Source organism: Marinobacter sp. CHS3-4 (genome assembly GCF_030053415.1).
Taxonomy (GTDB): domain Bacteria; phylum Pseudomonadota; class Gammaproteobacteria; order Pseudomonadales; family Oleiphilaceae; genus Marinobacter.
Map to the genome: position 1 here is coordinate 225,755 of NZ_JASGBJ010000001.1, position 25,081 is coordinate 250,835.

Genomic DNA, 25,081 nt, shown 5'->3' on the forward strand with positions numbered 1-25,081 from the left:
GTATCTGATCGGGTTAGGTGCCTGTTGGTCCAGAATTCAGCGCATCTTGTGGATAAAATGTTGAACAACCTTCGGATAACACCTGAGTGAATTTGAAAAAATAATTTAAAAACAAGTATCTATAATAAATTTAAGGGCGATTTTTTAGCCAATACTATGTGGATAACTTTCTTAAAAACTCATGTGAATTAAAGTCTCCAAGGTGCTGAAAATTAGTAGATTTCGGTTTTTCCTGATCCGTCCTGATTCGGGTGATGCCCTTTCCTTGCCCATTCTGGTTTCTTCAGTCAGGTGCTCTGGTTAAAATTTGCACATTCTGACTGCAATTCATTGGGTGAGGCGTTATACTCCCCGCCCTGTTTTTGCAGTGTCTTTCAATTTGTATAACCCCGTTTTTCCGAGGTGATGTTGTGGATTATCCAACCCGTTTTGATGTCATTGTCATTGGTGGCGGCCATGCCGGCACCGAGGCGGCGCTGGCGGCGGCCCGTATGGGCTCCCAGACACTGCTGCTGACCCACAACATCGAAACCCTCGGCCAGATGTCCTGCAACCCCGCCATCGGCGGTATTGGCAAAAGCCATCTGGTGAAAGAAATTGACGCGCTGGGCGGCGCCATGGCCCACGCCACGGATAAAGCCGGCATCCAGTTCCGGGTACTGAACAGCCGCAAGGGGCCTGCAGTGCGGGCTACCCGTGCTCAAGCAGACCGGGTGCTGTACAAGGCCGCGATTCGCGAGATCCTGGAAAACCAGCCCAATCTTACGCTGTTCCAGCAAGCGGCTGATGACCTGATCGTGGAAGGCGAGCGGGTCACTGGTGTGGTGACCCAGTCTGGTATTCGGTTCCGGGCGCCAACCGTGGTGTTAACGACCGGCACCTTCCTGGGCGGTGTTATTCACATTGGTATGGAAAAGCATGCCGGTGGCCGTGCTGGCGATGCGCCGGCAAATGCGCTTGCTCAACGGTTACGGGAATTGCCCTTCAACGTGGGTCGTCTGAAAACCGGCACGCCGCCGCGCCTGGATGCCCGCAGCGTCGACTTTTCCGTGATGCAGGAGCAATGGGGAGACCAGCCCGCGCCGGTCATGTCGTTCCTGGGTTCCCGTGACGAGCACCCCGAGCAGGTGTGCTGTTACGTGACGCGCACCACTGAACAGACCCACGACATCATCCGCAGTGGGTTTGATCGTTCGCCGATGTTTGCCGGTGATATCGAGGGCATCGGGCCACGGTATTGCCCATCCATTGAGGACAAGGTAAACCGCTTCGCGGACAAGGATTCCCATCAGATCTTCGTGGAGCCTGAGGGACTGACCACCAACGAGCTTTACCCGAACGGCATTTCTACCAGCCTGCCTTTCGATATCCAGCTGGCGGCTGTGCGCAGCATTCCAGGGTTTGAGAACGCCCACATCACGCGCCCGGGTTATGCTATCGAATACGATTTCCTGAACCCGCAGGACCTGCGTCATACCCTGGAAACCAAGTTCATCCAGGGGCTGTATTTTGCGGGCCAGATCAACGGCACGACCGGTTATGAAGAGGCAGGCGCCCAGGGCTTGCTCGCCGGTATCAACGCCGCGTTGAAAGCCCAGGACAAAGATGAGTGGTATCCACGCCGGGATGAAGCTTACCTGGGCGTGTTGGTGGACGACCTCATCACCATGGGTACCTCAGAGCCCTATCGTATGTTCACCAGCCGTGCGGAATATCGCCTGATCCTGCGGGAAGACAATGCCGATCTGCGGCTGACTGAAACCGGTCACAAACTGGGGCTCGTGAACGAGCATCGCTGGCAGGCGTTTAACCACAAGCGAGAGGCCATTGCGGCCGAGCGTTCACGCTTGGAATCCACTCGCTTGCATCCGGGCACTGACGGCGGTGAGAAGGCCAACGAGTTCCTGCGCCAGCCGCTAAACCGTGACCAGTCACTGGCCGAGCTTCTCCGTCGTCCGGAAATCAATTATCGGCATATTGCCCAGATGGTCGATGGGGCAGAAAAAGATGCGAACGTCGCCGATCAGGTAGAGATCGAGATCAAGTACGAGGGCTATATCTCTCGTCAAGCGGACGAAATCGAGCGTCTGCGTCGCAACGAGAACACGCGTCTGCCGGACGACATGGATTTCGACGCCATTGGCGGCCTGTCCAATGAGATCAAACAGAAACTGAAAGAGGTTCGTCCGGAAACCGTGGCTCAGGCTTCGCGGATACAGGGTGTGACCCCGGCGGCCATTTCACAGGTACTGGTTCACCTGAAGAAGCGTGATCTATTGCGCAAGCAATCCGCCTGAGCCGTTTGAATGAGTGAATCACTCTGGCAGCGACAGCTCAGTGATGGCCTGGCAGACATGGGTCTGACCCTGAATGAGCAGGCTCAGCAGACGCTCCTGGCATTCCTTGCCCTGTTAAACAAATGGAACCGGGCATACAACCTGACTGCTGTGAGAGATACCGGGCAGATGGTGTCTCGCCAGTTGTTGGACAGCCTGAGCGTTTTGCCATTCGTAACAGCGGAGTCGGTGCTGGATGTTGGTGCCGGGGGCGGATTGCCCGGGATTCCACTGGCCATTGCGCGCCCAGACACTCAATTTACGCTGTTGGACAGCAACAGCAAGAAAACCCGTTTTCTGACCCAGTGTGTGCTTGAGCTCGGCCTCAAAAATGTCGATGTTATTCATGGTCGTGCCGAGGATTGTCAGCCAGATCAGCCCTACGCCCAGATCACCAGCCGGGCGTTTACAGCGCTGGAGAATCTGGTCACCTGGTGCGGCGATTTGCTGGCAATCGACGGCGAGTTCCTTGCCATGAAAGGTCAGTTTCCGGATGATGAAGTGGCGGCGATGCCGGATTCCTGGCAGGTCGTTTCCCATCAGGCATTGGTGGTACCCGGCTCCGACGGAGATCGGCATTTGCTGGTCATCCGGCGCCGTTCGGACGTTCAGAACTAATCACAGGAGGCGAGTCATGGCGCGCGTAATGGCGGTGACCAATCAAAAAGGCGGCGTGGGTAAAACCACGACCTGCGTCAATCTGGCGGCGTCTCTTGCAGCAACCAAGCGTCGTGTTCTTCTGGTGGATATGGACCCTCAGGGTAACGCCACCATGGGAAGCGGTGTGGATAAAAACGCACTGCAACTGTCGGGATACGACATGTTGACCAAGCGTTCGTCCGCGGCAGAAGTGATTTTTCACGCCGAGGCATCCGGGTTTGACCTGTTGCCCGCCAATGGTGACCTCACGGCAGCCGAAGTTGAGCTGATGAACGAGATTGGCCGCGAGCATCGGCTGCGTCTGGCCCTGAACACGGTTCGGGAAAACTACGATTACATTCTGATCGATTGCCCTCCATCGTTGAACTTGCTGACGGTCAACGCCCTCTCCGCCGCTGATACGGTATTGATTCCGATGCAGTGTGAATATTATGCGCTGGAGGGTCTGGCCGCCTTGATGAACACGGTGGAGCAAATCCAGGAAACGGTGAACCCGGAACTGAAGATCGAGGGAATCCTTCGCACCATGTACGACCCTCGCAATAGCCTGACTCTGGATGTGTCTGGCCAGCTCAATGAGTATTTTGGCGACAAGGTGTACCGGGCAGTGATTCCGCGAAATGTTCGACTGGCGGAAGCCCCCAGCTATGGTATGCCGGCACTGAAATACGACCGGAGTTCCAAGGGCGCAGTGGCCTATTTAGCCCTGGCCGGTGAAATGGTGCGGCGCCACGGTGCGAAAAAGACATCTGAGCCGGTGGCCGTGTAAACTACCCCCACTTTTATCAGCACAGCTTTTTATCAGGACGAATGACAGACACCATGGCGGCGAAGAAACGAGGACTGGGTGAGCGTGGATTAGGCGCTTTGCTACAGGGTTCCAAAGTAAACCTGGATCAGGAAGTGCGCGATCACGACGGTGAACTGCGTGAAGTACCGGTTGATCTGATTCAGCGAGGCCGCTTCCAACCTCGTCGTGACATGGACCCGGCAGCTCTGCAGGAACTGGCAGATTCCATTCGTCAGCAAGGCGTTATGCAGCCGGTGGTCGTCCGCCCGATTGCCGAGGGCCGGTTTGAGCTGATTGCCGGCGAGCGTCGCTGGCGCGCCACGCAAATGGCCGAGCTGGATCGCATCCCTGCCATTATCAGGGACGTACCAGACGACGCCGCGATCGCCATGGCGCTGATTGAAAACATTCAGCGTGAAAACCTCAATCCTATCGAAGAAGCTTTCGCCCTCCAGCGCTTACAGGAAGAATTTGGCTTGACCCAGTCCCAGGTGGCGGAAGCGGTTGGCAAGTCACGCACCACCATCACGAACCTGTTGCGACTGATCAGCTTGTCCGAAGACGTACGGGTAATGCTGGAGCACGGAGATCTGGAAATGGGCCACGGTCGCGCCATGCTGACGCTTCCGCCCGAGCAGCAGATGCAGGTGGCCCGTCAGGTTGTGGCCAAATCCCTGTCGGTTCGGCAGACGGAGGCGCTGGTGCGTCAGGTGCAGCAGCAGAAACCGGCCAAACCGGCCAAAGGCCAGATCGACCCCAATATTCGTGCCCTCCAGGATGACCTTGCCGAGCGGCTCGGTGCCCGTGTGTCGATTGCCCATGGTCAGCGGGGTAAAGGCAAACTGGTGATCGAATACACGTCACTGGACGAATTGGACGGTATCTTGGGCCATATCAAGTAATCAAGGTTATCCTGGCTGGCGGTTTTTGAAATTAGTGCCAAAGAACCGATAGGGTGTTAAAGACACCACATATCGTTACGTGCGAGTATGCATGACACAACTTGTGTCAGTTTTGACTAAATAGCACGCTAACCTGATTATTTTTCCACCAATTTTTACCGTCGGCTCTGTTGAACCGCTACCGGTTAACACATATAATTTCGCGCGCTTGCATTAACTCCGACGGGTTGCTGGCAGGAAGCAGAGGTTGTTTATCCAGAACCATTGTCAGGCTGGTTCCATGCCCAGAGCCAAAAAGCGAATAACCCGATTGCCGTTTTATCAATGGCTGGCAATCGAGCTGAGTCTGATTGCACTGCTCAGCTTTGGATGGAGTTTTGAAAATCGTTTGGCTGGTTATTCCGCATTTATAGGCGGTCTTATTTATGTCATACCAAACGCGTATTTTGCTCACCGGATGTTCCGGTTTGAAGGCGCCCGACAAGCGCGCCTGGTGGTGGGCAACATGTTCAGGGCCGAGTCAATCAAGCTCGCTCTGACAGCCGTCTTTTTCGCGGCCGTTTTCATCTTAATAGAGCCGATACACGTATCAGCTCTGTTATTCACTTTTGCTGTGATGGTTGCGCTAAGCCCGCTTCTGCGATGGTTTATCCGGCCACAACCACAGCGATGACTGGACGAGAGCAGTATGGCAGCTGATACCCCAGTAGAGTATATAAAGCACCACCTACAAAACCTCACCTACGGCAAACTGCCGGCTGGCTACGAGCGTGCCGATGGCACTGTCGTAGAGGAAGCGACCTGGACGATGGCGAGAACCAGCCAGGAAGCCATGGACATGGGCTTCATGGCCGTCCATGTAGATACCATGGGCTGGTCGATCTTTATCGGCGTGGTATTTCTTGCCCTGTTTAGATTTGCGGCGAAACGGGCCACTACCGATACCCCGACCGGGCTGCAGAATGTGGTTGAGATGACGGTCGAGTTTGTCCAAGGCATTGTTCGCGACGTCTTCCACGGCAAGAATCCCATCATTGCACCGCTGGCGCTGACCATGTTCGTCTGGATCTTCCTGATGAACTCTCTGAAGCTGATCCCGGTGGATTACATTCCCTCCATTGCGCACGCGATGGGTCTGGAATATTTCAAGATCGTTCCAACCACAGATCCCAACGGAACCTTTGGTATCTCCATCGGCGTTTTCCTGCTGATTCTGTTCTACAGCTTCAAGGTTAAAGGCCCGGGTGGATTCGCCAAGGAGCTGTCCTTTACACCGTTCAACCACTGGTCACTGGTACCTTTCAACCTGGTACTGGAACTGTTGGCTCTGATCATCAAACCGGTCAGCCTGGCTCTGCGACTTTTCGGCAACATGTATGCTGGTGAGGTCGTGTTCATCCTGATTGCGCTGTTACCCTTGTGGGTTCAGTGGACCCTGAACGTACCCTGGGCCATCTTCCACATTCTGGTAGTAACGCTGCAGGCCTTTATCTTTACAACGCTCGCTGTGGTCTACCTCAGCGCCGCGCACGAAGATCACTGATTAGAAAACAAACCCTTAACTATCTGAGAAAACCGAGGAGTCTTCAATGGAAATGGTATTTATTGCAGCAGCACTGATCATCGGACTGGGCGCCCTGGGCGCTGGCATTGGTTTCGGTCTGCTGGGCGGCAAACTGCTCGAATCTACTGCTCGCCAGCCAGAGCTTGGCAACCAGCTTCAGACCAAAGCCTTCATCATGGCGGGTCTGCTTGACGCGGTTCCCATGATCGGCGTTGGTATCGCGATGTACCTGATCTTCGTTGTTGCCGGTTAATCGACCGCTAAGCGGGTGCGGCTCTCGCTCTCCGGAGTGAGGCTGCGCTCGGTGTTACGGACACCGGAATGCAACGACCAGCAAGAGGTATATCGCCGTGAACATAAACCTTACGTTAATAGGGCAATCGATTGCCTTCTTTATTTTCGTCTGGTTCTGCGTCAAGTATGTATGGCCGCCGATTACCGAGGCCATGGCAGCGCGCCAGAAGAAAATTGCCGACGGCCTTTCTGCCGCCGATCGGGCATCACTCGATCTTGAGCTTGCGCAGGAAAAAGCCTCCAAGGAACTGCAGAAGGCGAAAGAAGAAGCTGCGGGTCTGATTGACCAGGCGAACAAGCGTGCCGCCCAGATTGTAGAAGCCTCCAAAGACGATGCTCGCAAAGAAGGCGAGAAAATCATTGAGCAGGCCAAGGCGGAAATTCAGCAGGAGCGCGTTCAGGCTCGTGACGCACTGAGGGCAGAAGTGGCGACACTTGCCGTTGCCGGTGCCGAGAAGATCCTGGAACGCTCTGTCGACGCCAAAGCTCACAGCGAGATGCTGGACAAGCTGGCCGCAGAACTCTAAGCGAGGGTCATCATGGCAGAACTGATTACGTTAGCCCGACCCTACGCGAAAGCCGTTTTTGATGCTGCGCAGGACCAGAATGCCGTTGATCTATGGGATCAGGCGCTGGCTTTCGCTGCAAAGGTTGCGGCCGACCCAGAGGTGAAAAAAATCCTGGCTATTCCGGGCCTGTCTGAGCAGCGCAAGGCAGAACTCTTCGCCGATTGTTTCGAAGAGCCACTGCCGGAAGCACTCAGAAACTTCCTGTTGATTCTCGCTGAAAACAAGCGTCTGGCGCTTTTGCCCGCTGTTTCGGATCTGTTCAGCTTTCACCGTGCCGAACTTCAACGCACCGTGAATCTGGAGGTCAGCACTGCGTTTGAACTGACCACCGAACAGCAGCAGAAACTGATCGACGCTCTGTCCAAGAAGCTGGAGCGCAAGGTAGAGCTTGAAACCTCGGTTGATCAGTCTTTGATCGGCGGGGTGATGGTACGTACAGGCGACCTGGTTATCGACGCTTCAGTTCGTGGCAAGTTGGCCAGAATGGCCAAAGCCATGGGCTCCTGATTTCAGCACAAGGTTTGAGGACAAAGGCATGCAGCAACTGAATCCATCCGAGATCAGTGACATCATCAAGAAGAGGATCGAAAAACTCGATATCTCTTCCGAAGCAAAAAACGAAGGTACGATCCTGTCGGTTTCCGACGGCATCGTGCTGATCCACGGTCTTGCCGACGTTATGTACGGCGAGATGATTGAATTTGCCAACGGCACCTTTGGCATGGCCCTGAACCTGGAGCGTGACTCTGTTGGTGCGGTTGTGCTGGGTGATTACGAAGATCTGGCCGAAGGCCAGAAGGTTCGTTGTACTGGCCGTATCCTTGAGGTACCGGTGGGCAACGAGCTGCTGGGCCGTGTTGTTGATGGTCTGGGTAATCCGATCGACGGCAAGGGCGAGCTGGGCGAAAGCCAGACCTCTCCGGTTGAGAAGGTTGCGCCTGGCGTTATCGCACGTCAGTCCGTTGACGAGCCGGTGCAGACCGGCCTGAAAGCGATCGACACCATGGTGCCAATCGGCCGTGGCCAGCGTGAGCTGATCATCGGTGACCGTCAGATTGGTAAGACCGCTGTCGCCATCGACGCGATCATTAACCAGAAGCACACCGGCATCAAGTGTATCTACGTTGCCGTTGGTCAGAAGCAGTCGTCCATCGCCGCGGTTGTGCGCAAGCTGGAAGAGCACGGCGCCATGGACCACACCATCGTGGTTGCCGCCGGTGCAGCAGATCCTGCTGCCATGCAGTTCCTGGCGCCGTATTCCGGTACCTCGATGGGCGAATTTTTCCGTGACCGCGGTGAAGATGCTCTGATCATCTACGACGATCTGTCCAAGCAGGCTGTGGCTTATCGCCAGATCTCCCTGCTGCTGCGTCGTCCGCCGGGTCGTGAAGCCTATCCAGGTGACGTTTTCTACCTGCACTCCCGTCTGCTGGAGCGTGCTTCCCGGATCAATGCCGACGAAGTGGAAAAGCTCACCAACGGTGAAGTGAAAGGCAAGACCGGCTCTCTGACCGCACTGCCGATCATCGAGACTCAGGCCGGTGACGTTTCCGCATTCGTTCCGACCAACGTAATTTCCATTACCGATGGTCAGATCTTCCTGGAAACCAACCTGTTCAACTCCGGTATCCGTCCGGCAATGAACGCCGGTATCTCGGTATCGCGGGTTGGTGGCTCTGCTCAGACCAAGATCATGAAGAAGCTCGGCGGTAACATCCGTCTGGCCCTGGCACAGTATCGTGAGCTGGCGGCATTCGCCCAGTTCGCATCGGATCTGGACGAGGCCACACGGAAGCAGCTGGAGCACGGTCAGCGCGTAACCGAGCTGATGAAGCAGAACCAGTACAGCCCAATGACCGTTGCGGAAATGGGTACCGTACTGTTCGCAGCGAACGAAGGCTTCCTGGACGATGTCGAGGTTAACAAGGTAGTTCAGTTTGAGGCGCAACTCCTGGATTGGATGCGTGCCGAACAGAAAGACCTGCTCGACAAGATCGGCGACCAAGGCAAGTATGACGACGACGTCGCCGCCGGCCTGAAAGCTGCTCTGGAGAAATTCAAGACCACTCAAAGCTGGTAACGCCCAGGGGGGCCTGCCGAGGTAGGCCCACTGGTCCATATGAGTGTCTAACTTGAAAAGGCAGTGACTTATGGCCGTCGGAAAAGAAATACGCAACCAGATCGGAAGCATCAAGAGCACGCAGAAGATCACCAGCGCCATGGAAATGGTGGCTGCGAGTAAAATGCGCAAGGCTCAGGAACGCATGAAGGCGACTCGCCCTTATGCGGAGAAGATGCGGCAGGTAATCGGACACATTGCGAAGTCCAATAAAGATTACGTGCATCCGTTCATGCGCGAGCGCGACGTGAAGCGTGTGGGCTACATCGTGATTTCCTCGGATCGGGGACTCTGCGGTGGCCTGAACGGTAACGCGTTCAAGCTGCTTGTGCGTGAAATGAAGCAGTGGAAAGAAAAAGGTGTAGAGACCGATCTCTGCGCCATCGGGCAAAAAGGCGCGTCCTTTTTCCGCAGTTACGGCGGAAACGTGGTCGCGGCCCTGACTCACCTGGGTGACAACCCCAGTGCAGAGAAGCTCATTGGTAATGTGAAGGTCATGCTCGACTCGTTCGAAGAAGGCAAGATTGACCGCCTTTACGTGATTTACAACGAGTTTGTAAACACCATGACCCAGCAGCCAAAAGCTGAGCAGCTTCTGCCGTTGCCGGAAGGCTTGGACGAGGAAGTCGGTCACCAGTGGGATTACATCTACGAGCCTGATTCACGTCCCATCCTGGATGGGTTGCTGCCACGTTATATCGAATCCCAGGTATATCAGGGAGTGGTAGAGAATCTGGCCTGCGAGCAGGCTGCGCGGATGATTGCCATGAAGAGCGCGACAGATAACGCGGGCAGCATCATCGATGAGCTTCAGTTGGCTTACAACAAGGCCCGTCAGGCAGCCATTACGCAAGAAATTTCGGAGATTGTGAGCGGCGCGGCTTCGGTCTGATCCCGCCCACAATCCTACTGGTTTTATTGACTATCAAGATAACGAGGAACCGAGCATGAGTAGCGGACACATCGTTCAGATCATAGGCGCGGTTATCGACGTGGAATTTCCACGTGACTCCGTTCCGGGCGTTTACGACGCACTGCTGCTTGAAGGTGGTGAGACAACTCTGGAAGTTCAGCAGCAGCTGGGCGACGGAATTGTACGTACCATCGCGATGGGCAGCACCGAAGGCCTCAAGCGTGGCCTGAAAGCCGACAATACCGGCAAGCCGATTTCAGTACCCGTGGGCACCAAGACTCTTGGTCGCATCATGGACGTTCTGGGTCGTCCGATCGACGAGCAGGGCGACATCGGCGAGGACGAGCGCTGGGCCATTCACCGCAAGGCACCGGGCTATGCAGATCAGTCTGCGTCTGCCGACCTGCTGGAAACCGGCATCAAGGTTATCGACCTGATTTGCCCGTTCGCCAAGGGTGGTAAGGTTGGTCTCTTCGGTGGTGCAGGTGTTGGTAAGACCGTCAACATGATGGAGCTGATCAACAATATCGCGAAAGAGCACTCTGGTCTTTCGGTTTTCGCCGGTGTAGGTGAGCGTACTCGTGAGGGTAACGACTTCTACTACGAGATGAAGGAATCCAACGTTCTGGACAAGGTAGCGATGGTTTACGGGCAGATGAACGAGCCCCCCGGAAACCGTCTGCGTGTTGCCCTGACCGGTCTGACCATGGCGGAAAAATTCCGTGACGAAGGTCGTGACGTTCTGTTGTTCGTAGACAACATTTACCGTTACACCCTGGCGGGTACCGAGGTATCGGCACTGCTGGGTCGTATGCCGTCAGCGGTAGGTTATCAGCCAACGCTGGCCCAGGAGATGGGTGAGCTTCAGGAGCGTATTACGTCGACCAAAGATGGCTCCATCACCTCTATCCAGGCGGTCTACGTACCGGCGGATGACTTGACTGACCCGTCACCAGCGACCACCTTCTCGCACCTTGACGCGACGGTAGTACTGAGCCGTGACATCGCTTCTAAGGGTATTTACCCGGCGATCGACCCGCTCGACTCTACCTCTCGTCAGCTGGACCCGCTGGTCATCGGCGAACAGCATTACAACGTGGCCCGCGGTGTTCAGAACGTACTTCAGCGTTATAAAGAGCTGAAAGACATCATCGCGATTCTGGGTATGGACGAGCTGTCGGAAGAAGATAAGCTGACCGTATCCCGCGCCCGTAAAATCGAGCGTTTCCTGTCTCAGCCGTTCCACGTAGCGGAAGTGTTTACCGGTTCGCCTGGTAAATACGTGTCTCTGAAAGAGACCATCGCCAGCTTCGAAGGCATTCTGAACGGCGACTACGACGATATGCCAGAGCAGGCGTTCTACATGTGCGGCGGCATCGAAGAAGCGATCGAGAAAGCGAAGGCTATGAAAGAGAAGGAAGGCAAGAAGTAATTCTTCCTTCACTTTCAGACCCAAGAGGCATTAGAAATGGCTATGACCGTACACTGTGACGTCGTAAGTGCCGAAGAAAAAATCTACTCCGGGCTGGTTGAGACACTGACCGCAACCGGTACCGAGGGTGAGATGGGTATCCAGTATGGGCACGCGCCCCTGCTGACTGCTTTGAAGCCGGGCGCTGTCAGAATCGTCAAGCAGGACGGGAAAGAGGAAGTGCTGTACGTTTCCGGGGGTTACCTGGAAGTGCAGCCCAACCTGATTACCCTGATGGCTGACACCGCGATCCGTGCCAAGGATGTGGACGAAGCAGCGGCGCTGGAAGCCCAGAAAGAAGCCGAAAAGGCACTGGCAAATAAAACAGGCGAATTTGAATACTCGCGTGCTGCCGCAGAGCTTGCAGAAGCCGCTGCTCAGCTGCGTACGATTCAGAAACTGCGCAACAAGGTTGGTTAACCCCGTTAGCCACCGGTTCGCCGCCTGAACGAAGAAGCCGCATCCTGAACGGATGATGCGTAGGACAATGGTCCTCGCATTGTTGTGAGGGACGCGGCTTTTTTATTGATACTTGAATGATTCCGTCGGAGCGAGACGCTATGAACCCGCTGCACGTTGTAATTCTGGCCGCCGGTCAGGGTTCCCGCATGAAGTCCTCCCTGCCCAAAGTATTACATCGGATCGCCGGCAAACCCATGCTGCACCATGTGATTGATACGGCACGGAAGTTGGGCGCCGAACGGATACACGGCGTGATTGGTCACGGTGCCGATCAGGTTCGTGCAATCACCCAGGCGGACGATTTGCAGTGGGCCATGCAGGAGGAACAGCTCGGTACCGGTCACGCCGTGGCACAGGCCTTACCCAACCTGCCAGACGAAGCGCGTGTGCTGATTCTGTACGGTGATGTTCCCCTGACTCGGCGGGAAACCCTTGAGGACCTGGTGTCAAAAGTCAGTGACGCGTCGATCGGCTTGTTGACCGTGACGCTGGATGACCCAAATGGCTATGGCCGGATTCTGAGAAACGAACAGGACAAAGTGACCGCGATAGTTGAGCAGAAAGACGCGTCGGAAGCACAGAAAGCGATCAATGAAGTGAACACCGGTATTCTTGCCGTCTCCGCGAGACACCTGAAATCCTGGTTACCCCAGCTTTCCAACGCCAATGCTCAGGGTGAATACTATCTGACCGACGTAATCGCAATGGCGGCCAACGAAGGCGTGAGTGTCGACGTTGCCCAACCAGCGAACGAATTCGAAGTGCAGGGGGTTAACAACCGCGTTCAGCTTGCAGAACTGGAGCGTTGGTATCAAGGCCAGCAGGCCATTCGGTTGATGACCGAGGGCGCCACGCTTGCAGATCCGGCACGCATTGACGTTCGTGGTGATCTCTCCATCGGACAGGATGTGTTGATCGACATCAATGTTGTGTTCGAGGGCACTGTTACCGTGGATTCCGAGGTCAGTATCGGCCCGAACTGTGTTTTGAAAGACTGCCATATCGGAGCAGGAACTCGTATTGAAGCCAATTCGGTCATTGAGGGCGCGACGGTGGGGAAGAAAGCCCAAGTCGGCCCATTTGCCCGTTTGCGACCCGGTACCCAACTATCGGACAGCACCAAGGTAGGCAATTTCGTGGAAACCAAGAAAGCTCTGGTTGGCGAGGGCAGCAAAATCAATCACTTGAGCTATGTGGGCGATGCGGTTCTGGGCAAAAAGGTGAATGTGGGTGCAGGAACCATCACCTGCAATTATGATGGGGTGAACAAGCATCAGACGCGAATCGGCGATGGGGTTTTTGTCGGCTCCAACACGTCACTGGTCGCCCCCGTGTCGCTGGAAGCAAACGTGACCATCGGCGCTGGCTCAACCATCACCCGCGACGTGTCCGAAGACGAACTGGCCGTGGCGCGGGGTCGCCAGCGCAACATTGCCAACTGGGCAAGGCCAACCCGGAAAGAATGATCAGGCGGCTCAAAGGCCGGACAAACCATTACAGGTGTGTGTTATGTGTGGAATCGTAGGTGCAGTATCGGAAAGGGACGTTCAGGGCATTTTGCTGGAGGGCCTGAGAAGGCTCGAGTACCGCGGCTACGATTCTGCTGGTATGGCGGTGATTGACGAAAAACAAACCGTAAACCGCGCCAGGGAATTGGGCAAGGTGGCTGCACTGGGTGATGCGATAGCGTCCACGCCGGTGCCCGGTCACACTGGTATTGCTCACACTCGTTGGGCGACCCATGGAGAGCCCTCGCAGATCAACGCTCACCCGCATATGTCTGGTGACCGGCTTGCCATTGTTCACAACGGTATTATTGAAAACTATCAAGAGCTTCGTGAGGCGCTGAAGGCAGATGGTTTTGAGTTCACGTCCCAAACGGATACCGAAGTCGTCGCCCACCTGATTGAACAACAATACCGACAGGCAGATATCAGTACCCTTTACGACGCTGTTAAGGCGGCCATCAAGCACCTGCGAGGCGCCTATGCACTTGCGGTAGTGCATGCCGATGAGCCCGACCACCTGGTGGTGTGTCGCGAAGGCAGCCCACTGGTCATCGGTGTCGGCATAGGCGAGAACTTCATTGCCTCTGATCAGCTGGCGTTGCTGCCAGTGACCGACCGTTTCATGTTCCTGGATGAAGGCGACATTGCGGACATCAGCAAGGATAAAACAGAGATTCGCGACCGCGATGGCAATCTTGTCGACCGTCCGATCACCCGCTTCGAGCACAGCACCGACGCCGCTGACAAGGGCGAGTACCGCCACTTTATGCTCAAGGAAATCTATGAGCAGCCAAAGGTCATCAAGGCAACCACAGAAGGCCGGGTGACCAAAACCCGGGTACTTGAACAGGCACTGGGCACCCAGGCGGGCGATTTACTGCAAGATGTACGTCATGTGCAGATCATTGCCTGCGGCACCAGCTATCACGCTGGCATGGTCGCCCGCTACTGGATTGAAGATCTGGCCGGTGTGCCCTGTTCCGTGGAGGTGGCTTCCGAATTCCGCTATCGCAAGCACGTGATCCAGCCGGATACCCTGTTCCTGTGTATTTCCCAATCCGGCGAGACCGCAGACACACTGGCAGCACTGCGACAGGCCAAAAAGGCGGGCTTCCGCGCGGCGATGGCCATCTGTAACGTGCCCGGCAGCTCACTGGTCCGTGAATCCGACCTGGTGATCATGACCCAGGCAGGCCCGGAAATCGGCGTGGCGTCCACCAAGGCGTTTACTACCCAATTAACCGCCCTGCTGATTTTCACCCTCGCGCTGGCACGCAAGAACGGCCTCGATGAAAAAACTGAAACTGACATCGTTGAAGCCATTCACCTACTGCCCGGCCAGGTTGATCACATGCTGGCGCTTGACGACCGCATTGCCGAAATGTCCCAGTCCTTCATGGACAAGAACCACAGCCTGTTCCTGGGTCGCGGCGCCATGTTCCCGGTGGCTCTGGAAGGCGCATTGAAACTGAAGGAGATCTCCTACATTCATGCCGAAGCCTATCCCGCTGGCGAACTCAAGCACGGACCTCTGGCGCTGGTAGACAGCGAAATGCCGGTTGTGACCGTGGCGCCCAACAATGATTTGCTGGAAAAGCTGAAATCCAACCTGGAAGAAGTCCGCGCTCGCGGTGGCGAACTGTTCGTGTTTGCCGACAGGGCGGCAGCCGTTCGCAGCGAGGAAGGGCTCAATGTTCTGGAACTGGAGTCCGTCCACCCGATCACGGCACCGATTGTGTACACCGTTCCCTTGCAGCTGCTGTCCTACCATGTGGCCGTGCTGAAAGGCACCGACGTCGATCAACCACGGAACCTGGCAAAAAGCGTGACGGTCGAATAGCCAACATTACCGCTCCCCGTTAGCTGTCATGGACAATTGTCCATGCATTGACGGGGAGCCGGTAAGTTTTGAGTCGGTAATTTCCGCAATGGATACTTCCTGAGGGAATAATCCGCAAAATTTGACGCTCTCCTCTGGTAACATTGTCGCGCCGTTGGCCGCAGTCTCCTCCGTAAACGATTATTTAAAGCGAAACAGTCATGCCCTCCACTGTTACTGGTAGCTTTGCTGCCAACTTTCTCGGTAATGCCCCCGCTTGGTATAAACAGGTCATTGTTCTATTCCTGATTGCCAACCCATTGATTGTCTGGACACTTGGGCCAGGTGTTGCGGGTTGGGTGCTGGTGGGCGAGTTTATTTTCACCCTGGCGATGGCCCTCAAATGTTATCCGCTATTGCCCGGCGGTCTGTTGGCGATCGAGGCCCTGCTGGTGGGTATGACGACTGCGGAAGCCGTTTACCATGAGGTTCTGGTCAACTTCCCGGTGATCCTGCTGCTGATGTTCATGGTGGCGGGCATCTATTTCATGAAGGAACTGCTGCTGGTGACCTTTACCCAGATTCTGGTCGGGGTGAAGTCTAAATCGGCGTTGTCTCTTTTGTTCTGTATCGCCGCAGCGGTGCTGTCAGCGTTTCTTGATGCCCTGACCGTTACTGCCGTGATCATCAGCGTCGCGGTTGGCTTCTATTCGGTCTACCACAAAGTGGCCTCTGGCAAGGGGTACCACCACAAGGACCATAACGCGACCAGTGACGAGCAGGTGGTTGAACTACACCGTGAGGACCTGGACAGCTTCCGTGCGTTTTTGCGAAGTCTGCTTATGCACGGCGCCATTGGTACGGCATTAGGTGGCGTCGCGACGATGGTGGGCGAACCACAGAATCTGCTGATTGCCAAAACGGTTGGATGGGATTTTGCCGGGTTCTTCCTGCACATGGCGCCCGTCAGCCTGCCGGTTCTCGGCGCAGGCCTGTTGACCTGCTGGATGCTGGAAAAGCTGCGTTGGTTTGGCTACGGTGCGCGCCTGCCCAAACCGGTTCGGCAGGTTCTGGTGGAATTCGCTGACAACGAAAAAGCCCGTCGCACCAAGGCAGACCAGGCGGCACTGTGGGTTCAGGCAATTGCAGCTTTCATCCTGGTGCTGGGACTGGCCCTGCATCTTGCCGAAGTTGGTCTGATTGGCCTGTTGGTGATCATCCTGATCACTTCGTTTACCGGAGTGACGGACGAGCATCAGATAGGCAAAGCCTTCCAGGAATCTCTGCCATTTACGTCCCTGCTGGTGGTGTTTTTCGCCATTGTCGCGGTGATTCACGAACAGCATCTTTTCAAGCCCATCATAGATTTCGTGCTTAGCCTGCCTCAGGAGCAGCAACCGGGCATGTTTTTCATCGCCAATGGCTTGCTGTCGATGATCAGCGATAACGTCTTTGTAGCAACGGTGTATATCAGTGAGATCAAGCAGGCGCTGGATGCCGGCAACATCAGCTACGACCATTTCCAGGAGCTGGCGGTGGCGATCAACACGGGCACTAACCTGCCCAGCGTGGCTACACCGAACGGTCAGGCTGCCTTTCTGTTCCTGTTGACCTCTGCGATTGCGCCTCTGGTTCGGCTGTCTTATGGGCGCATGGTGGTTATGGCGTTGCCTTACACAGTAGTGATGGGCTCCGTAGGTCTGTTCTGCGTGGTCAACCTCGCCTAAGCTCTTCTGATCGTGCATTTCCCGGGCTCTCTGATACGATTTAAAGAGATATCTCAGTACGGTTTTCTGCCATGATCAGGCTGGCACTTTTATCCATCGCGCTTGGTTATTTTTGCTCGGGCGTTCTCGCTGCAGAGCCGGCGGACGCGGATCGCCCGGTTTTAAGGACGGGTTTTGTCGAATTCCCGCCCTTCAAGTATGCCGATGAACAGGGTGAGGCATCCGGGCCCTGGGTCGAGATGACCGAAAAAGTTGCAGAGCAGGCTGGCTATCGCCTGGATTGGGTTCACCTGCCCATTGCCAGGGTCTACCTGTATCTGAAAACGGGCCAGATCGATCTCTGGCCGGGAGTGGCAGGCTTACCGATGCTGGCGAATCATGTGGTCGAGAGCCAGAGCACACCCATGCGGGTGGTATTGTATGCCTACCATGAAAGCACCGATCCGGCGCCGGATGACCTCGAGTTTCTGGAAGGTAAACGTCTGATACTCATTAAGGGATTTTCTTACCTCGGTGTGCTGGAAAGCCTAAACCTGGCGGACAAGGACCTGTCTCGGGCGCCGGATCATGAAACGGCTTTGAGGATGCTGGAGTTGGATCGGGGCCAATATCTGCTGGACTACGATGCGCCAGTTGAGGCCGAGCTCCACAAGTTTCCGGACATGGATGTAAAGGGCACGCCCATATTCAGTGCTCGCGGAGCATTGGTGGTCTCAAAGAAATACCCTGATGCCAGGGAGCTGTCAGAGAAACTCGATGCCGCCTACCACAGTCTGGCCGAGGACGGAGTTCTGGAGCCCTTATTTTAGCTCGACATCTCCGTACCAAGCTGTGGCCGCTTCCCCTGTATTGTCAGAGTCCGACATGATGGCGACGCCGACGATCCGAGGAGGTTCGCTTCCAAACGCCTGCCGATAATCCGCAACAATGTCTCGCTCTTCGGTGACCCACTGACCCACTCGGGATTGGCCGGATTCAACCGCAATCATCTGAGTGGTATCCGTGTAGGCGTTTGCCATAACCGTTCCCTTAGCTAGCTGGTTCGCCCAGATATAATTCAACGCGTTACCCGGTAACTCCTCGCCAAAGACCAGTGCCGCTGCCTTGCGCTTGGCGCGTTCGAAAAAGCTGGCGTTGTTCGGCTCGAATTCGAATGCGACGTAGATGCGCGCCGGGTAGTCGTCACCGTCCTTGGAACGGGCATTGCCTTCTTGGTACACCGAAGACACCTTCCATCGCCAGCGCAACACCAGTGAGTCACCGGGTTCAATCTGTACTCTGGCGATCAGGCCGGAGGCGCTGTTATCGGTCCACGCTTTCACCACCTGTTGGCCGCTATCCTGAACCAGCTGGTATCGGGTCATGCGGTCAATATTGGGGAACTTGAGTACTTCCCAATCCGGCGCCAGCGACTGCAGCGTCGAAAACGGGGCCAGGAAGAGCTCGTCCGAGGTGAGCGCCGGGGTTGGGTGCAGGAACAGCAACAGGATGACCGCCAAGCGCGGAATTCCACGTTGAAACCGTCGATGTTGGTGGTTACCAGTCACGTTGGGCTCCTGTAATTCCGCGACCATGTGTTTACCTTAGCAGTCGGTTTGAAATATTTTTTGGAATAAATCTGTTGCGCAGCTGTTTTCCGGACGAAGGCCACGCCGTATAGGTAATCGCTGGCCAAGGAAAACGAAGGTTTGGATATAATGCGCAGTTACCGGTGGGTCCGGATCTGGAGCAAGTATTACTTGAGCAACAATGGAGTGAGTGAATGAGCCTTTCCGCGGGCGTGCAGGACCTGAATCTTCGACATCTTCATTATTTCTGGGTCATCGCGCGCGAAGGCTCTATCGCCCGTGCTGCCGAGTATCTGGAGTTGACGCCCCAAACCCTCAGCGGTCAGCTTGCGACGTTTGAAGCCTCTGTGGGTGGCGCGCTGTTTCGTCGGGCAAATCGCTCCCTGCAGTTGACGGACTTTGGCAAAACCGTACTGAGTTACGCCGATGAGATGTTTCAGACGGCCCAGGCCCTGTCTGATGTCATCCGTCAGCCGCCGGAAAACCGCCCACTCAGCCTTGCCATCGGCATCGCGGCGTCCATTCACAAGTTGATTGCCTATCATCTTACCGAGCCCGTGTTGAATCTCAAACGGGAAGTCCGCTTGAGCTGTTTCACCGGCGATCCGTATCTGCTGCTCAAGCGCCTGGCGCAGCGTGAAATCGATGTGGTATTGACTGACCGACAGCCGGGTTCGGCGGAAGCGGATCGATTCCGCAGTTACCGCCTGGCGTCTTCGTCCATGTCGTTGTTTGCCACCCCGAAGCTGGCGAAGATACTGAAATCGGATTTCCCCCGCAGCCTCGACGGTCAGCCCTTTCTGGCTACGTCTTTGCGTGCACCTTACGTCACCTCATTGATGAACTGGTTTGTCAGTCAGAATATCCGCGTGAAAGTGGTGGCCGAGGTGGACGACAGTGCGCTGATCAAAGTCTTCGGTCGTCAGGGGATGGGTTACTTTGCCGCTCCGACGGCCATCAGTGAAGAGGTATGCAGGCAATATCAGGTTGAGCACATCGCCCGTATTTCTGAGGTTCAAGACACCTTGTACGCAGTGACGCGGTCAGGACGGGGCCATAATGCGGCGATCGCTGAGCTGATCAAGGAACGACCCGAACTGGGTGGAAAGCTCGAAAAAACCGAATAAATATTCATAAAAAACTCGATTCTTTCATTGCTTCCGATCCCTGATACTGAGCCTGTGCTCGTCAACAGGAGAACGGATCATGAAAACCATTCACAAGTTCAGACTGGAAAGCGGTAAAGCCCTGAACACCCTTAAACTGAAGTCCGGTTATCGCGTGGTGCGTTGCGAATATCTGGTGTCTGAAAAAGCCGTATTTCTCTGGGTTGAGCAGTCCCTGAAAGTGGATCTTCCGGAGGTTGAGCGTCAGTTTCTGGTGGCGTTTTCCGGGGAGCCGGTACCATCGGACTATGACTATGTGGACACCGCCCTGGATCCATTTGGCCCCGAGGCCTACCACGTCTACCAGGTGAGTCATCAGTCGGAGAAGAAAGACCTGGGGTCTTTCGAATCTCGCCGCTCTGACCTGATCTCTGCACCACCGTTTCAAAGGGTGGGCGCTGCCTGATCTTTTTTGGTTTACCATTGGGCCCTGAAAGGGCCCTTTTTTTTGGAGTAAAAAAATGCCCGACATCATTGTGATGTTCTTTTTGCTGGGAGTGGTGGCGGGCAGCCTGAAGTCTGACCTGGCCATTCCGAAAGCCGCTTACGACATCCTCAGTCTGATGCTGATGCTAACCATCGGCCTGAAAGGCGGTATGGCTCTGCATGGCAACCTGCATTGGGGGCTGGTTGTCGAAATTCTGGCGGTCACGTCATTGGGTATTCTGATTCCGCTGGCGTTGTTTCCGGTGCTGCGCTATGTGGTGCGGCTGAAGCTGGCGGATGCGGCCAGTTTTGCAGCCCACTATGGCTCGGTCAGCGCTGGTACCTTTGCGGTTGCATTGGCCTGGGTCGAAGCGCGGGGGTTGGCCACCGGTGGCCAGGTCACGCTTTACCTGGTGCTTCTTGAGCTGCCCGCCATTCTGACCGGCCTGTGGCTGTACCGGCGCCTGGGTAATCGATCGGGTGTTGAACAACGGTCCGGCCCCGCCCTGTGGCAGGAGACACTGACCAACCGAAGCGTGGTGTTGCTGGTGGGTGGTCTGGTAATCGGTATTCTCTATGGTCCCGATCAGGGCGAAGGCGTGACCGCTCCGCTGACCGGTGCATTTTCCCTGGTATTGGCGCTGTTTCTGCTCGAAATGGGGCTGGTGGCAGCCGATACCCTGCAGAAATTGCGCTGGCAGCAGTGGCGGGTGATTGCGTTCGCATTGCTGATGCCGCCGATCCTGGCAGTGCCAGGGTTGCTGACCGGGCTCTGGCTTGGATTGGCTCCCGGCACTGTGGTGATATTGGGTACCCTGACCGCGAGTGCCTCCTATATTGCGGCCCCCGTTGCCATTCGCCATTCGGTGCCGGAGGCGGATGTCGGGCTGACGATGCTGGCATCGCTGGGTGTGACCTTTCCGTTTAACGTGTTGGTGGGGATCGGACTGTACAGCTGGTTGGCTGAAAACCTGAATAACCTGAGCTAAGCTAGTGGAACAAAAACTCTAAATAATTTGAGACAGTTCATGTTCCGATGTTTGAGCCTGATTGTTCTGGCCTTTTTTGCCACAACGGTAGTCGCCAACCAGCAAACCCAACCTTCCGGTAATCTTAACCTCTCGTTGATGGTGTCAGGCGGCGAGCAGCGATTGGTGTATCAGGAATTGATCGACCGTTTCCAGCGCGAGCATCCGGACATTGAAATAAACCATCAGGAATATGAGCAGGAAGATTACAAGGCTCGAATCGAAGATTGGCTGCGCCAGCCGGGCGGTGCGCCGGATGTCATGTTCTATTTTGCCGGTCACCTGATGGCAGACTTCTATCGTAAGGGCCTGGTGCGGCCGGTCACGGAACTCTGGGAGTCTCAACAGTGGGGCCAGGCGTTCCCTGACTCCATAAGGAAGGTGGTTACCCACGAAAGCCAGCCGATGGGCTTGCCGATTTCCTACTATCACTGGGGCATCTATTACCGAAAATCCCTGTTCAAGCGTCTGGGGCTTACACCGCCGCGAACCTGGGAGGATATGCTGGCGGTTGGTGAAGCCCTGAAACAGGCAGGGATTACCCCGATTGCTCTGGGCTCTGAGGCCCGTTGGCCTGCTGCGGCCTGGTTCGACTATCTGAACCTGAGAATCAATGGCTTAGAGTTTCATCAGAACCTGCTGGCTGGACGTGAAAGCTTTGAAGATGAGCGGGTGCGGCAGGTACTGACCACCTGGCGAGACCTGATCGACCGCGATTTTTTTCTCCGCGGCCACAGTAGTATCAGCTGGCGCGGTGCCTTGCCCTATCTCTATCAGGAACAAGCAGGGATGATGCTGATGGGAGGCTTCGTTGTGCCGCAGTTTCCGCCACAGGTGCTGGATGATATCGGCCTGTTTCCGTTTCCCACAGTGAATCCGGATCAGCCCATTGCAGAAGAAGCTCCGACCGATTTGCTGTTTATCCCAAGCCGGGCGCGTAACGTGACCGAAGCAGAAGCCTTCCTGCGTTTTGTCGCCCGGCCAGATATTCAGGGCTGGATTAATCGCGAGTTGGGGACGATTGCGCCGAATCGTATGGCGTCTGTGCCAGATCGGCGCCTGGTCGCAGAGGGCCATGCCATACTCCGGCGGGCAAGTGGCTATTCCCAGTTTTTTGACCGACAAATGGTTCGGTCGGTCTCCACGCCGGCGATGGAGACTTTTGTGCATTTTCTCAATGGCGAGCTGACCGTCAATGCCACACTGGCGACCCTGACTACCATCCGGGATGGTATCGAATAGTGCTGCATTTCATAGGTCTGCCCTATCAATAACCTAAAAATAATTCATTTGTTTTCCCATCGCTAAATCAATATCTTGCGAACTCCAATTTTCCAATCAGCCATTCATTCAAAGGAGACGCAGTCAGATGGGAATCATCAACAGCGAAATTAAGCCGTTCAATGCCACCGCTTTCAAACAGGGTGAGTTCGTTGACATCAGCGAAGCAGACGTCAAAGGCAAGTGGGCCGTCTTTTTCTTCTATCCGGCAGACTTCACGTTTGTTTGCCCGACCGAACTGGGCGATGTCGCAGACAAGTACGAAGAGCTTCAGAAATTGGGCGTTGAAGTGTTTTCTGTCTCCACCGACACGCATTTCACCCACAAGGCCTGGCACAGCAGCTCTGATACGATCGCCAAGATCAACTACTACATGGTTGGTGACCAGACCGGCACAATCACCAACAACTTTGGTGTCATGCGTGAAGGTCAGGGCCTGGCAGACCGTGCCACCTTCCTGATCGATCCGGATGGTGTGATTCAGGCAATGGAAATCACTGCTGAAGGCATCGGCCGTGACGCGGACGACCTGATGCGCAAGGTGAAAGCCGCTCAGTACGTTCGCAAGAACCCGGGCGAAGTTTGCCCAGCCAAGTGGAAAGAAGGTGAGGAGACTCTGACTCCATCACTGGACCTGGTTGGCAAGATCTAAGCACTGACCGGTCAAAGGCTGTTGTAACGACAGCCTGACGAGTCCAAAGGCCCGCATTGCGGGCCTTTTGTGTATTAAGTCAGCCAATCATGAAGCAATAGTAGACGACTATAGGTAATTTCGAAGCAATTAATTTGAGCTTTGATAGTGGCGCCCGTATTGTTCGTAGCATTCTGATTAGTATTGATTTAAATCGTTTAGAGGAGAGGCAAAACAATGTTGGATTCCAACATCAAGGAACAGCTCAAAGCCTACATGGGTAAATTGCAGCAGCCCATCGAATTGGTTGCAGCCTATGACGACAGCGATAAATCGAAAGAGCTCAAGGCGCTGCTGGAAGAAATCGAGCCGATGTCAGAAAAGATCAGCCTGCGCACTGAAGATTCTGCAGACGTGAAGCGCCCGTCGTTTGCTATCAGTCGGGTTGATGACCAGAACGTGAGCGTGCGGTTTGCCGGCATTCCCATGGGCCACGAGTTTACCTCGCTGGTGTTGGCGCTCCTGCAGGTCGGCGGCCACCCGTCGAAGGAGAGTCAGGAGCTGATTGAGCAGGTCAAGGATCTGGACGGCGACTTCGAATTCGAAACCTATTTCTCTCTGTCGTGCCAGAACTGCCCGGACGTGGTTCAGGCCCTTAACCTGATGGCGGTGCTGAACCCACGCATCAAGCACACTTCCATTGATGGTGCGTTGTTCCAGGACGAAGTGGAGCAGCGGGAAGTGATGGCGGTTCCCAGTGTGTTCCTGAACGGCGAGCCTTTCGGTCAAGGCCGCATGACCCTGGGCGAGATTGTTGCGAAAGTAGATACTGGCGCTGAAGCCCGCGAAGCGGAAAAACTGAAGCACAAAGACCCCTTTGAAGTACTGATTGTGGGCGGTGGACCTGCTGGTTCCTCTGCGGCGATCTATGCGGCTCGTAAAGGCATTTCTACCGGTATTGTTGCGGAACGGTTTGGTGGCCAGGTGGCAGACACCATGGGCATCGAGAATCTGATCTCTGTGCCTTACACCGAGGGCCCAAAGCTGGTGGCCGCCATGGAGCAGCACGTTAAGGAATACGACGTGGACATCATGAACCTGCAGCAGGCCGAGAAGCTGGTTCCGGCCGCCAGCCGGGGTGGGTTGCACGAGGTACAGCTGGCCAATGGTGCGTCACTGAAATCTCGCACCCTGGTACTGTCCACGGGCGCTCGCTGGCGCCAGCTGGGTGTCCCCGGCGAGGAAGAATATCGCAACAAGGGCGTGGCGTACTGCCCGCATTGTGACGGCCCGCTATTCAAGGGCAAGCGCGTTGCCGTCATCGGTGGTGGCAACTCTGGCGTGGAAGCGGCGATCGACCTGGCGGGTATTGTCGGGCACGTCACGCTGCTTGAGTTCGCTGACGACATGAAGGCCGACGACGTCCTGCAGAAAAAGCTGCGCAGCCTGAAAAATGTAGAGATTCTGACGTCTGCCCAGACTACCGAAATCTTTGGTGAAGGTGGCAAGGTCAGCGGGCTCAAGTATAAGGACCGTAAGAGCGGCGAAGAGCACGACGTCTCTCTGGAAGGTGTGTTCATACAGATCGGACTGATCCCGAACACCGAATGGTTGAAAGGCAGCATCGAGCTTAGCCAGCACGGGGAGATCATTGTGGATGATCGCGGCGAAACCTCCATTCCGGGTGTGTTTGCCGCTGGCGATGCCACCACGGTGCCTTACAAGCAGATAGTGATTTCCATGGGCGACGGGTCGAAGGCCGCCCTGAGTGCCTTTGACTTCCTTATCCGCAACCCGGCAGACGAGGAAAACAGCGGAGATCAGGCGGCCTGATCTCTGCCGCTGGC

General features: G+C 55.5%; 24 protein-coding genes. 23 read left to right on the forward strand and 1 reads right to left on the reverse strand.

What is annotated here, in order from left to right; genetic code table 11:
* Positions 1-410 precede the first annotated feature (410 nt).
* The 17 genes from mnmG (at position 411) to QLQ17_RS01120 (ending at position 17,943) form a co-directional block, all read left to right on the forward strand.
* A complete protein-coding gene (gene mnmG, locus QLQ17_RS01040) occupies positions 411-2,297 on the forward strand; it encodes a tRNA uridine-5-carboxymethylaminomethyl(34) synthesis enzyme MnmG (protein ID WP_283207682.1) in 1,887 nt (628 codons plus the stop codon).
* Between the two features lie 9 nt (positions 2,298-2,306).
* The gene (rsmG, locus tag QLQ17_RS01045; RefSeq protein ID WP_283207683.1) at positions 2,307-2,954 is read left to right on the forward strand and encodes a 16S rRNA (guanine(527)-N(7))-methyltransferase RsmG; all 648 of its coding nucleotides are present in this window, start codon (positions 2,307-2,309) and stop codon (positions 2,952-2,954) included.
* 16 nt (positions 2,955-2,970) lie between these two features.
* Positions 2,971-3,765, forward strand: a complete 795-nt coding sequence (locus tag QLQ17_RS01050; protein WP_283207684.1) for a ParA family protein — start codon at positions 2,971-2,973, stop codon at positions 3,763-3,765.
* Positions 3,766-3,818: 53 nt separating this feature from the next.
* Positions 3,819-4,688, forward strand: a complete 870-nt coding sequence (locus tag QLQ17_RS01055; RefSeq protein ID WP_283207685.1) for a ParB/RepB/Spo0J family partition protein — start codon at positions 3,819-3,821, stop codon at positions 4,686-4,688.
* A gap of 310 nt (positions 4,689-4,998) precedes the next feature.
* Positions 4,999-5,361, forward strand: coding sequence for an ATP synthase subunit I (locus tag QLQ17_RS01060; protein WP_283207686.1), 363 nt, complete (start codon positions 4,999-5,001; stop codon positions 5,359-5,361).
* Between the two features lie 15 nt (positions 5,362-5,376).
* Positions 5,377-6,231 carry a F0F1 ATP synthase subunit A gene (gene atpB / locus QLQ17_RS01065; RefSeq protein WP_283207687.1) on the forward strand — a complete coding sequence of 285 codons (855 nt, stop codon included), beginning with the start codon at positions 5,377-5,379 and terminating at the stop codon, positions 6,229-6,231.
* A gap of 46 nt (positions 6,232-6,277) precedes the next feature.
* Entirely contained in the window at positions 6,278-6,505 is a 228-nt protein-coding gene (gene atpE, locus QLQ17_RS01070) for a F0F1 ATP synthase subunit C (RefSeq protein ID WP_027830230.1), read from the forward strand.
* 97 nt (positions 6,506-6,602) lie between these two features.
* Positions 6,603-7,073 (forward strand): F0F1 ATP synthase subunit B, encoded by a 471-nt coding sequence (locus QLQ17_RS01075; RefSeq protein WP_283207688.1) that lies wholly within the window; start codon positions 6,603-6,605, stop codon positions 7,071-7,073.
* 12 nt (positions 7,074-7,085) lie between these two features.
* The gene (locus QLQ17_RS01080; protein WP_283207689.1) at positions 7,086-7,622 is read left to right on the forward strand and encodes a F0F1 ATP synthase subunit delta; all 537 of its coding nucleotides are present in this window, start codon (positions 7,086-7,088) and stop codon (positions 7,620-7,622) included.
* Between the two features lie 28 nt (positions 7,623-7,650).
* Positions 7,651-9,195 carry a F0F1 ATP synthase subunit alpha gene (gene atpA / locus QLQ17_RS01085; protein WP_283207690.1) on the forward strand — a complete coding sequence of 515 codons (1,545 nt, stop codon included), beginning with the start codon at positions 7,651-7,653 and terminating at the stop codon, positions 9,193-9,195.
* 70 nt (positions 9,196-9,265) lie between these two features.
* The gene (gene atpG, locus QLQ17_RS01090; RefSeq protein WP_283207691.1) at positions 9,266-10,126 is read left to right on the forward strand and encodes a F0F1 ATP synthase subunit gamma; all 861 of its coding nucleotides are present in this window, start codon (positions 9,266-9,268) and stop codon (positions 10,124-10,126) included.
* 55 nt (positions 10,127-10,181) lie between these two features.
* Complete coding sequence (gene atpD / locus QLQ17_RS01095) at positions 10,182-11,579, forward strand: F0F1 ATP synthase subunit beta (RefSeq protein ID WP_283207692.1); 1,398 nt, start codon at positions 10,182-10,184, stop codon at positions 11,577-11,579.
* A gap of 36 nt (positions 11,580-11,615) precedes the next feature.
* Positions 11,616-12,038 (forward strand): F0F1 ATP synthase subunit epsilon, encoded by a 423-nt coding sequence (locus QLQ17_RS01100; RefSeq protein WP_283207693.1) that lies wholly within the window; start codon positions 11,616-11,618, stop codon positions 12,036-12,038.
* A gap of 140 nt (positions 12,039-12,178) precedes the next feature.
* On the forward strand, positions 12,179-13,546 hold the full coding sequence (gene glmU / locus QLQ17_RS01105; RefSeq protein ID WP_283207694.1) for a bifunctional UDP-N-acetylglucosamine diphosphorylase/glucosamine-1-phosphate N-acetyltransferase GlmU: 1,368 nt from the start codon (positions 12,179-12,181) through the stop codon (positions 13,544-13,546).
* Between the two features lie 43 nt (positions 13,547-13,589).
* Entirely contained in the window at positions 13,590-15,428 is a 1,839-nt protein-coding gene (glmS, locus tag QLQ17_RS01110) for a glutamine--fructose-6-phosphate transaminase (isomerizing) (RefSeq protein WP_283207695.1), read from the forward strand.
* A 200-nt stretch (positions 15,429-15,628) separates the two neighbouring features.
* Positions 15,629-17,134 carry a sodium/proton antiporter NhaB gene (gene nhaB / locus QLQ17_RS01115; protein WP_283207696.1) on the forward strand — a complete coding sequence of 502 codons (1,506 nt, stop codon included), beginning with the start codon at positions 15,629-15,631 and terminating at the stop codon, positions 17,132-17,134.
* 71 nt (positions 17,135-17,205) lie between these two features.
* Positions 17,206-17,943 (forward strand): substrate-binding periplasmic protein, encoded by a 738-nt coding sequence (locus tag QLQ17_RS01120; RefSeq protein ID WP_283207697.1) that lies wholly within the window; start codon positions 17,206-17,208, stop codon positions 17,941-17,943.
* Here the strand turns inward: QLQ17_RS01120 and QLQ17_RS01125 are convergent.
* Positions 17,935-18,681 carry a DUF3047 domain-containing protein gene (locus tag QLQ17_RS01125; RefSeq protein ID WP_502867344.1) on the reverse strand — a complete coding sequence of 249 codons (747 nt, stop codon included), beginning with the start codon at positions 18,679-18,681 and terminating at the stop codon, positions 17,935-17,937. The two genes, QLQ17_RS01120 and QLQ17_RS01125, sit on opposite strands and share 9 nt — an antisense overlap.
* A gap of 215 nt (positions 18,682-18,896) precedes the next feature.
* Here QLQ17_RS01125 and QLQ17_RS01130 point away from each other — a divergent pair, with 215 nt between their 5' ends.
* From QLQ17_RS01130 to ahpF, 6 genes are all read left to right on the forward strand, one after another.
* Positions 18,897-19,829, forward strand: coding sequence for a LysR family transcriptional regulator (locus QLQ17_RS01130; RefSeq protein ID WP_283207698.1), 933 nt, complete (start codon positions 18,897-18,899; stop codon positions 19,827-19,829).
* Between the two features lie 79 nt (positions 19,830-19,908).
* Positions 19,909-20,274: a DUF7352 domain-containing protein gene (locus QLQ17_RS01135; RefSeq protein ID WP_283207699.1), complete on the forward strand. Its 366-nt coding sequence runs from the start codon at positions 19,909-19,911 to the stop codon at positions 20,272-20,274.
* Positions 20,275-20,329: 55 nt separating this feature from the next.
* On the forward strand, positions 20,330-21,283 hold the full coding sequence (locus tag QLQ17_RS01140; protein WP_283207700.1) for a sodium-dependent bicarbonate transport family permease: 954 nt from the start codon (positions 20,330-20,332) through the stop codon (positions 21,281-21,283).
* 39 nt (positions 21,284-21,322) lie between these two features.
* Positions 21,323-22,564, forward strand: coding sequence for an ABC transporter substrate-binding protein (locus QLQ17_RS01145; protein WP_283207701.1), 1,242 nt, complete (start codon positions 21,323-21,325; stop codon positions 22,562-22,564).
* Between the two features lie 127 nt (positions 22,565-22,691).
* The gene (gene ahpC / locus QLQ17_RS01150) at positions 22,692-23,255 is read left to right on the forward strand and encodes an alkyl hydroperoxide reductase subunit C (RefSeq protein WP_283207702.1); all 564 of its coding nucleotides are present in this window, start codon (positions 22,692-22,694) and stop codon (positions 23,253-23,255) included.
* Positions 23,256-23,471: 216 nt separating this feature from the next.
* Positions 23,472-25,067, forward strand: a complete 1,596-nt coding sequence (gene ahpF / locus QLQ17_RS01155) for an alkyl hydroperoxide reductase subunit F (RefSeq protein ID WP_283207703.1) — start codon at positions 23,472-23,474, stop codon at positions 25,065-25,067.
* Positions 25,068-25,081 lie beyond the last annotated feature (14 nt).

Bases quoted from the DNA above. Each gene is read 5' to 3' on its own strand.
- rsmG (WP_283207683.1), top strand. From the start codon at position 2,307: ATGAGTGAATCACTCTGGCAGCGACAGCTCAGTGATGGCCTGGCAGAC.
- QLQ17_RS01050 (WP_283207684.1), top strand. From the start codon at position 2,971: ATGGCGCGCGTAATGGCGGTGACCAATCAAAAAGGCGGCGTGGGTAAA.
- QLQ17_RS01055 (WP_283207685.1), top strand. From the start codon at position 3,819: ATGGCGGCGAAGAAACGAGGACTGGGTGAGCGTGGATTAGGCGCTTTG.
- atpB (WP_283207687.1), top strand. From the start codon at position 5,377: ATGGCAGCTGATACCCCAGTAGAGTATATAAAGCACCACCTACAAAAC.
- atpE (WP_027830230.1), top strand. From the start codon at position 6,278: ATGGAAATGGTATTTATTGCAGCAGCACTGATCATCGGACTGGGCGCC.
- QLQ17_RS01080 (WP_283207689.1), top strand. From the start codon at position 7,086: ATGGCAGAACTGATTACGTTAGCCCGACCCTACGCGAAAGCCGTTTTT.
- atpA (WP_283207690.1), top strand. From the start codon at position 7,651: ATGCAGCAACTGAATCCATCCGAGATCAGTGACATCATCAAGAAGAGG.
- atpG (WP_283207691.1), top strand. From the start codon at position 9,266: ATGGCCGTCGGAAAAGAAATACGCAACCAGATCGGAAGCATCAAGAGC.
- atpD (WP_283207692.1), top strand. From the start codon at position 10,182: ATGAGTAGCGGACACATCGTTCAGATCATAGGCGCGGTTATCGACGTG.
- QLQ17_RS01100 (WP_283207693.1), top strand. From the start codon at position 11,616: ATGGCTATGACCGTACACTGTGACGTCGTAAGTGCCGAAGAAAAAATC.
- glmU (WP_283207694.1), top strand. From the start codon at position 12,179: ATGAACCCGCTGCACGTTGTAATTCTGGCCGCCGGTCAGGGTTCCCGC.
- glmS (WP_283207695.1), top strand. From the start codon at position 13,590: ATGTGTGGAATCGTAGGTGCAGTATCGGAAAGGGACGTTCAGGGCATT.
- nhaB (WP_283207696.1), top strand. From the start codon at position 15,629: ATGCCCTCCACTGTTACTGGTAGCTTTGCTGCCAACTTTCTCGGTAAT.
- QLQ17_RS01120 (WP_283207697.1), top strand. From the start codon at position 17,206: ATGATCAGGCTGGCACTTTTATCCATCGCGCTTGGTTATTTTTGCTCG.
- QLQ17_RS01130 (WP_283207698.1), top strand. From the start codon at position 18,897: ATGAGCCTTTCCGCGGGCGTGCAGGACCTGAATCTTCGACATCTTCAT.
- QLQ17_RS01135 (WP_283207699.1), top strand. From the start codon at position 19,909: ATGAAAACCATTCACAAGTTCAGACTGGAAAGCGGTAAAGCCCTGAAC.
- QLQ17_RS01140 (WP_283207700.1), top strand. From the start codon at position 20,330: ATGCCCGACATCATTGTGATGTTCTTTTTGCTGGGAGTGGTGGCGGGC.
- QLQ17_RS01145 (WP_283207701.1), top strand. From the start codon at position 21,323: ATGTTCCGATGTTTGAGCCTGATTGTTCTGGCCTTTTTTGCCACAACG.
- ahpC (WP_283207702.1), top strand. From the start codon at position 22,692: ATGGGAATCATCAACAGCGAAATTAAGCCGTTCAATGCCACCGCTTTC.
- ahpF (WP_283207703.1), top strand. From the start codon at position 23,472: ATGTTGGATTCCAACATCAAGGAACAGCTCAAAGCCTACATGGGTAAA.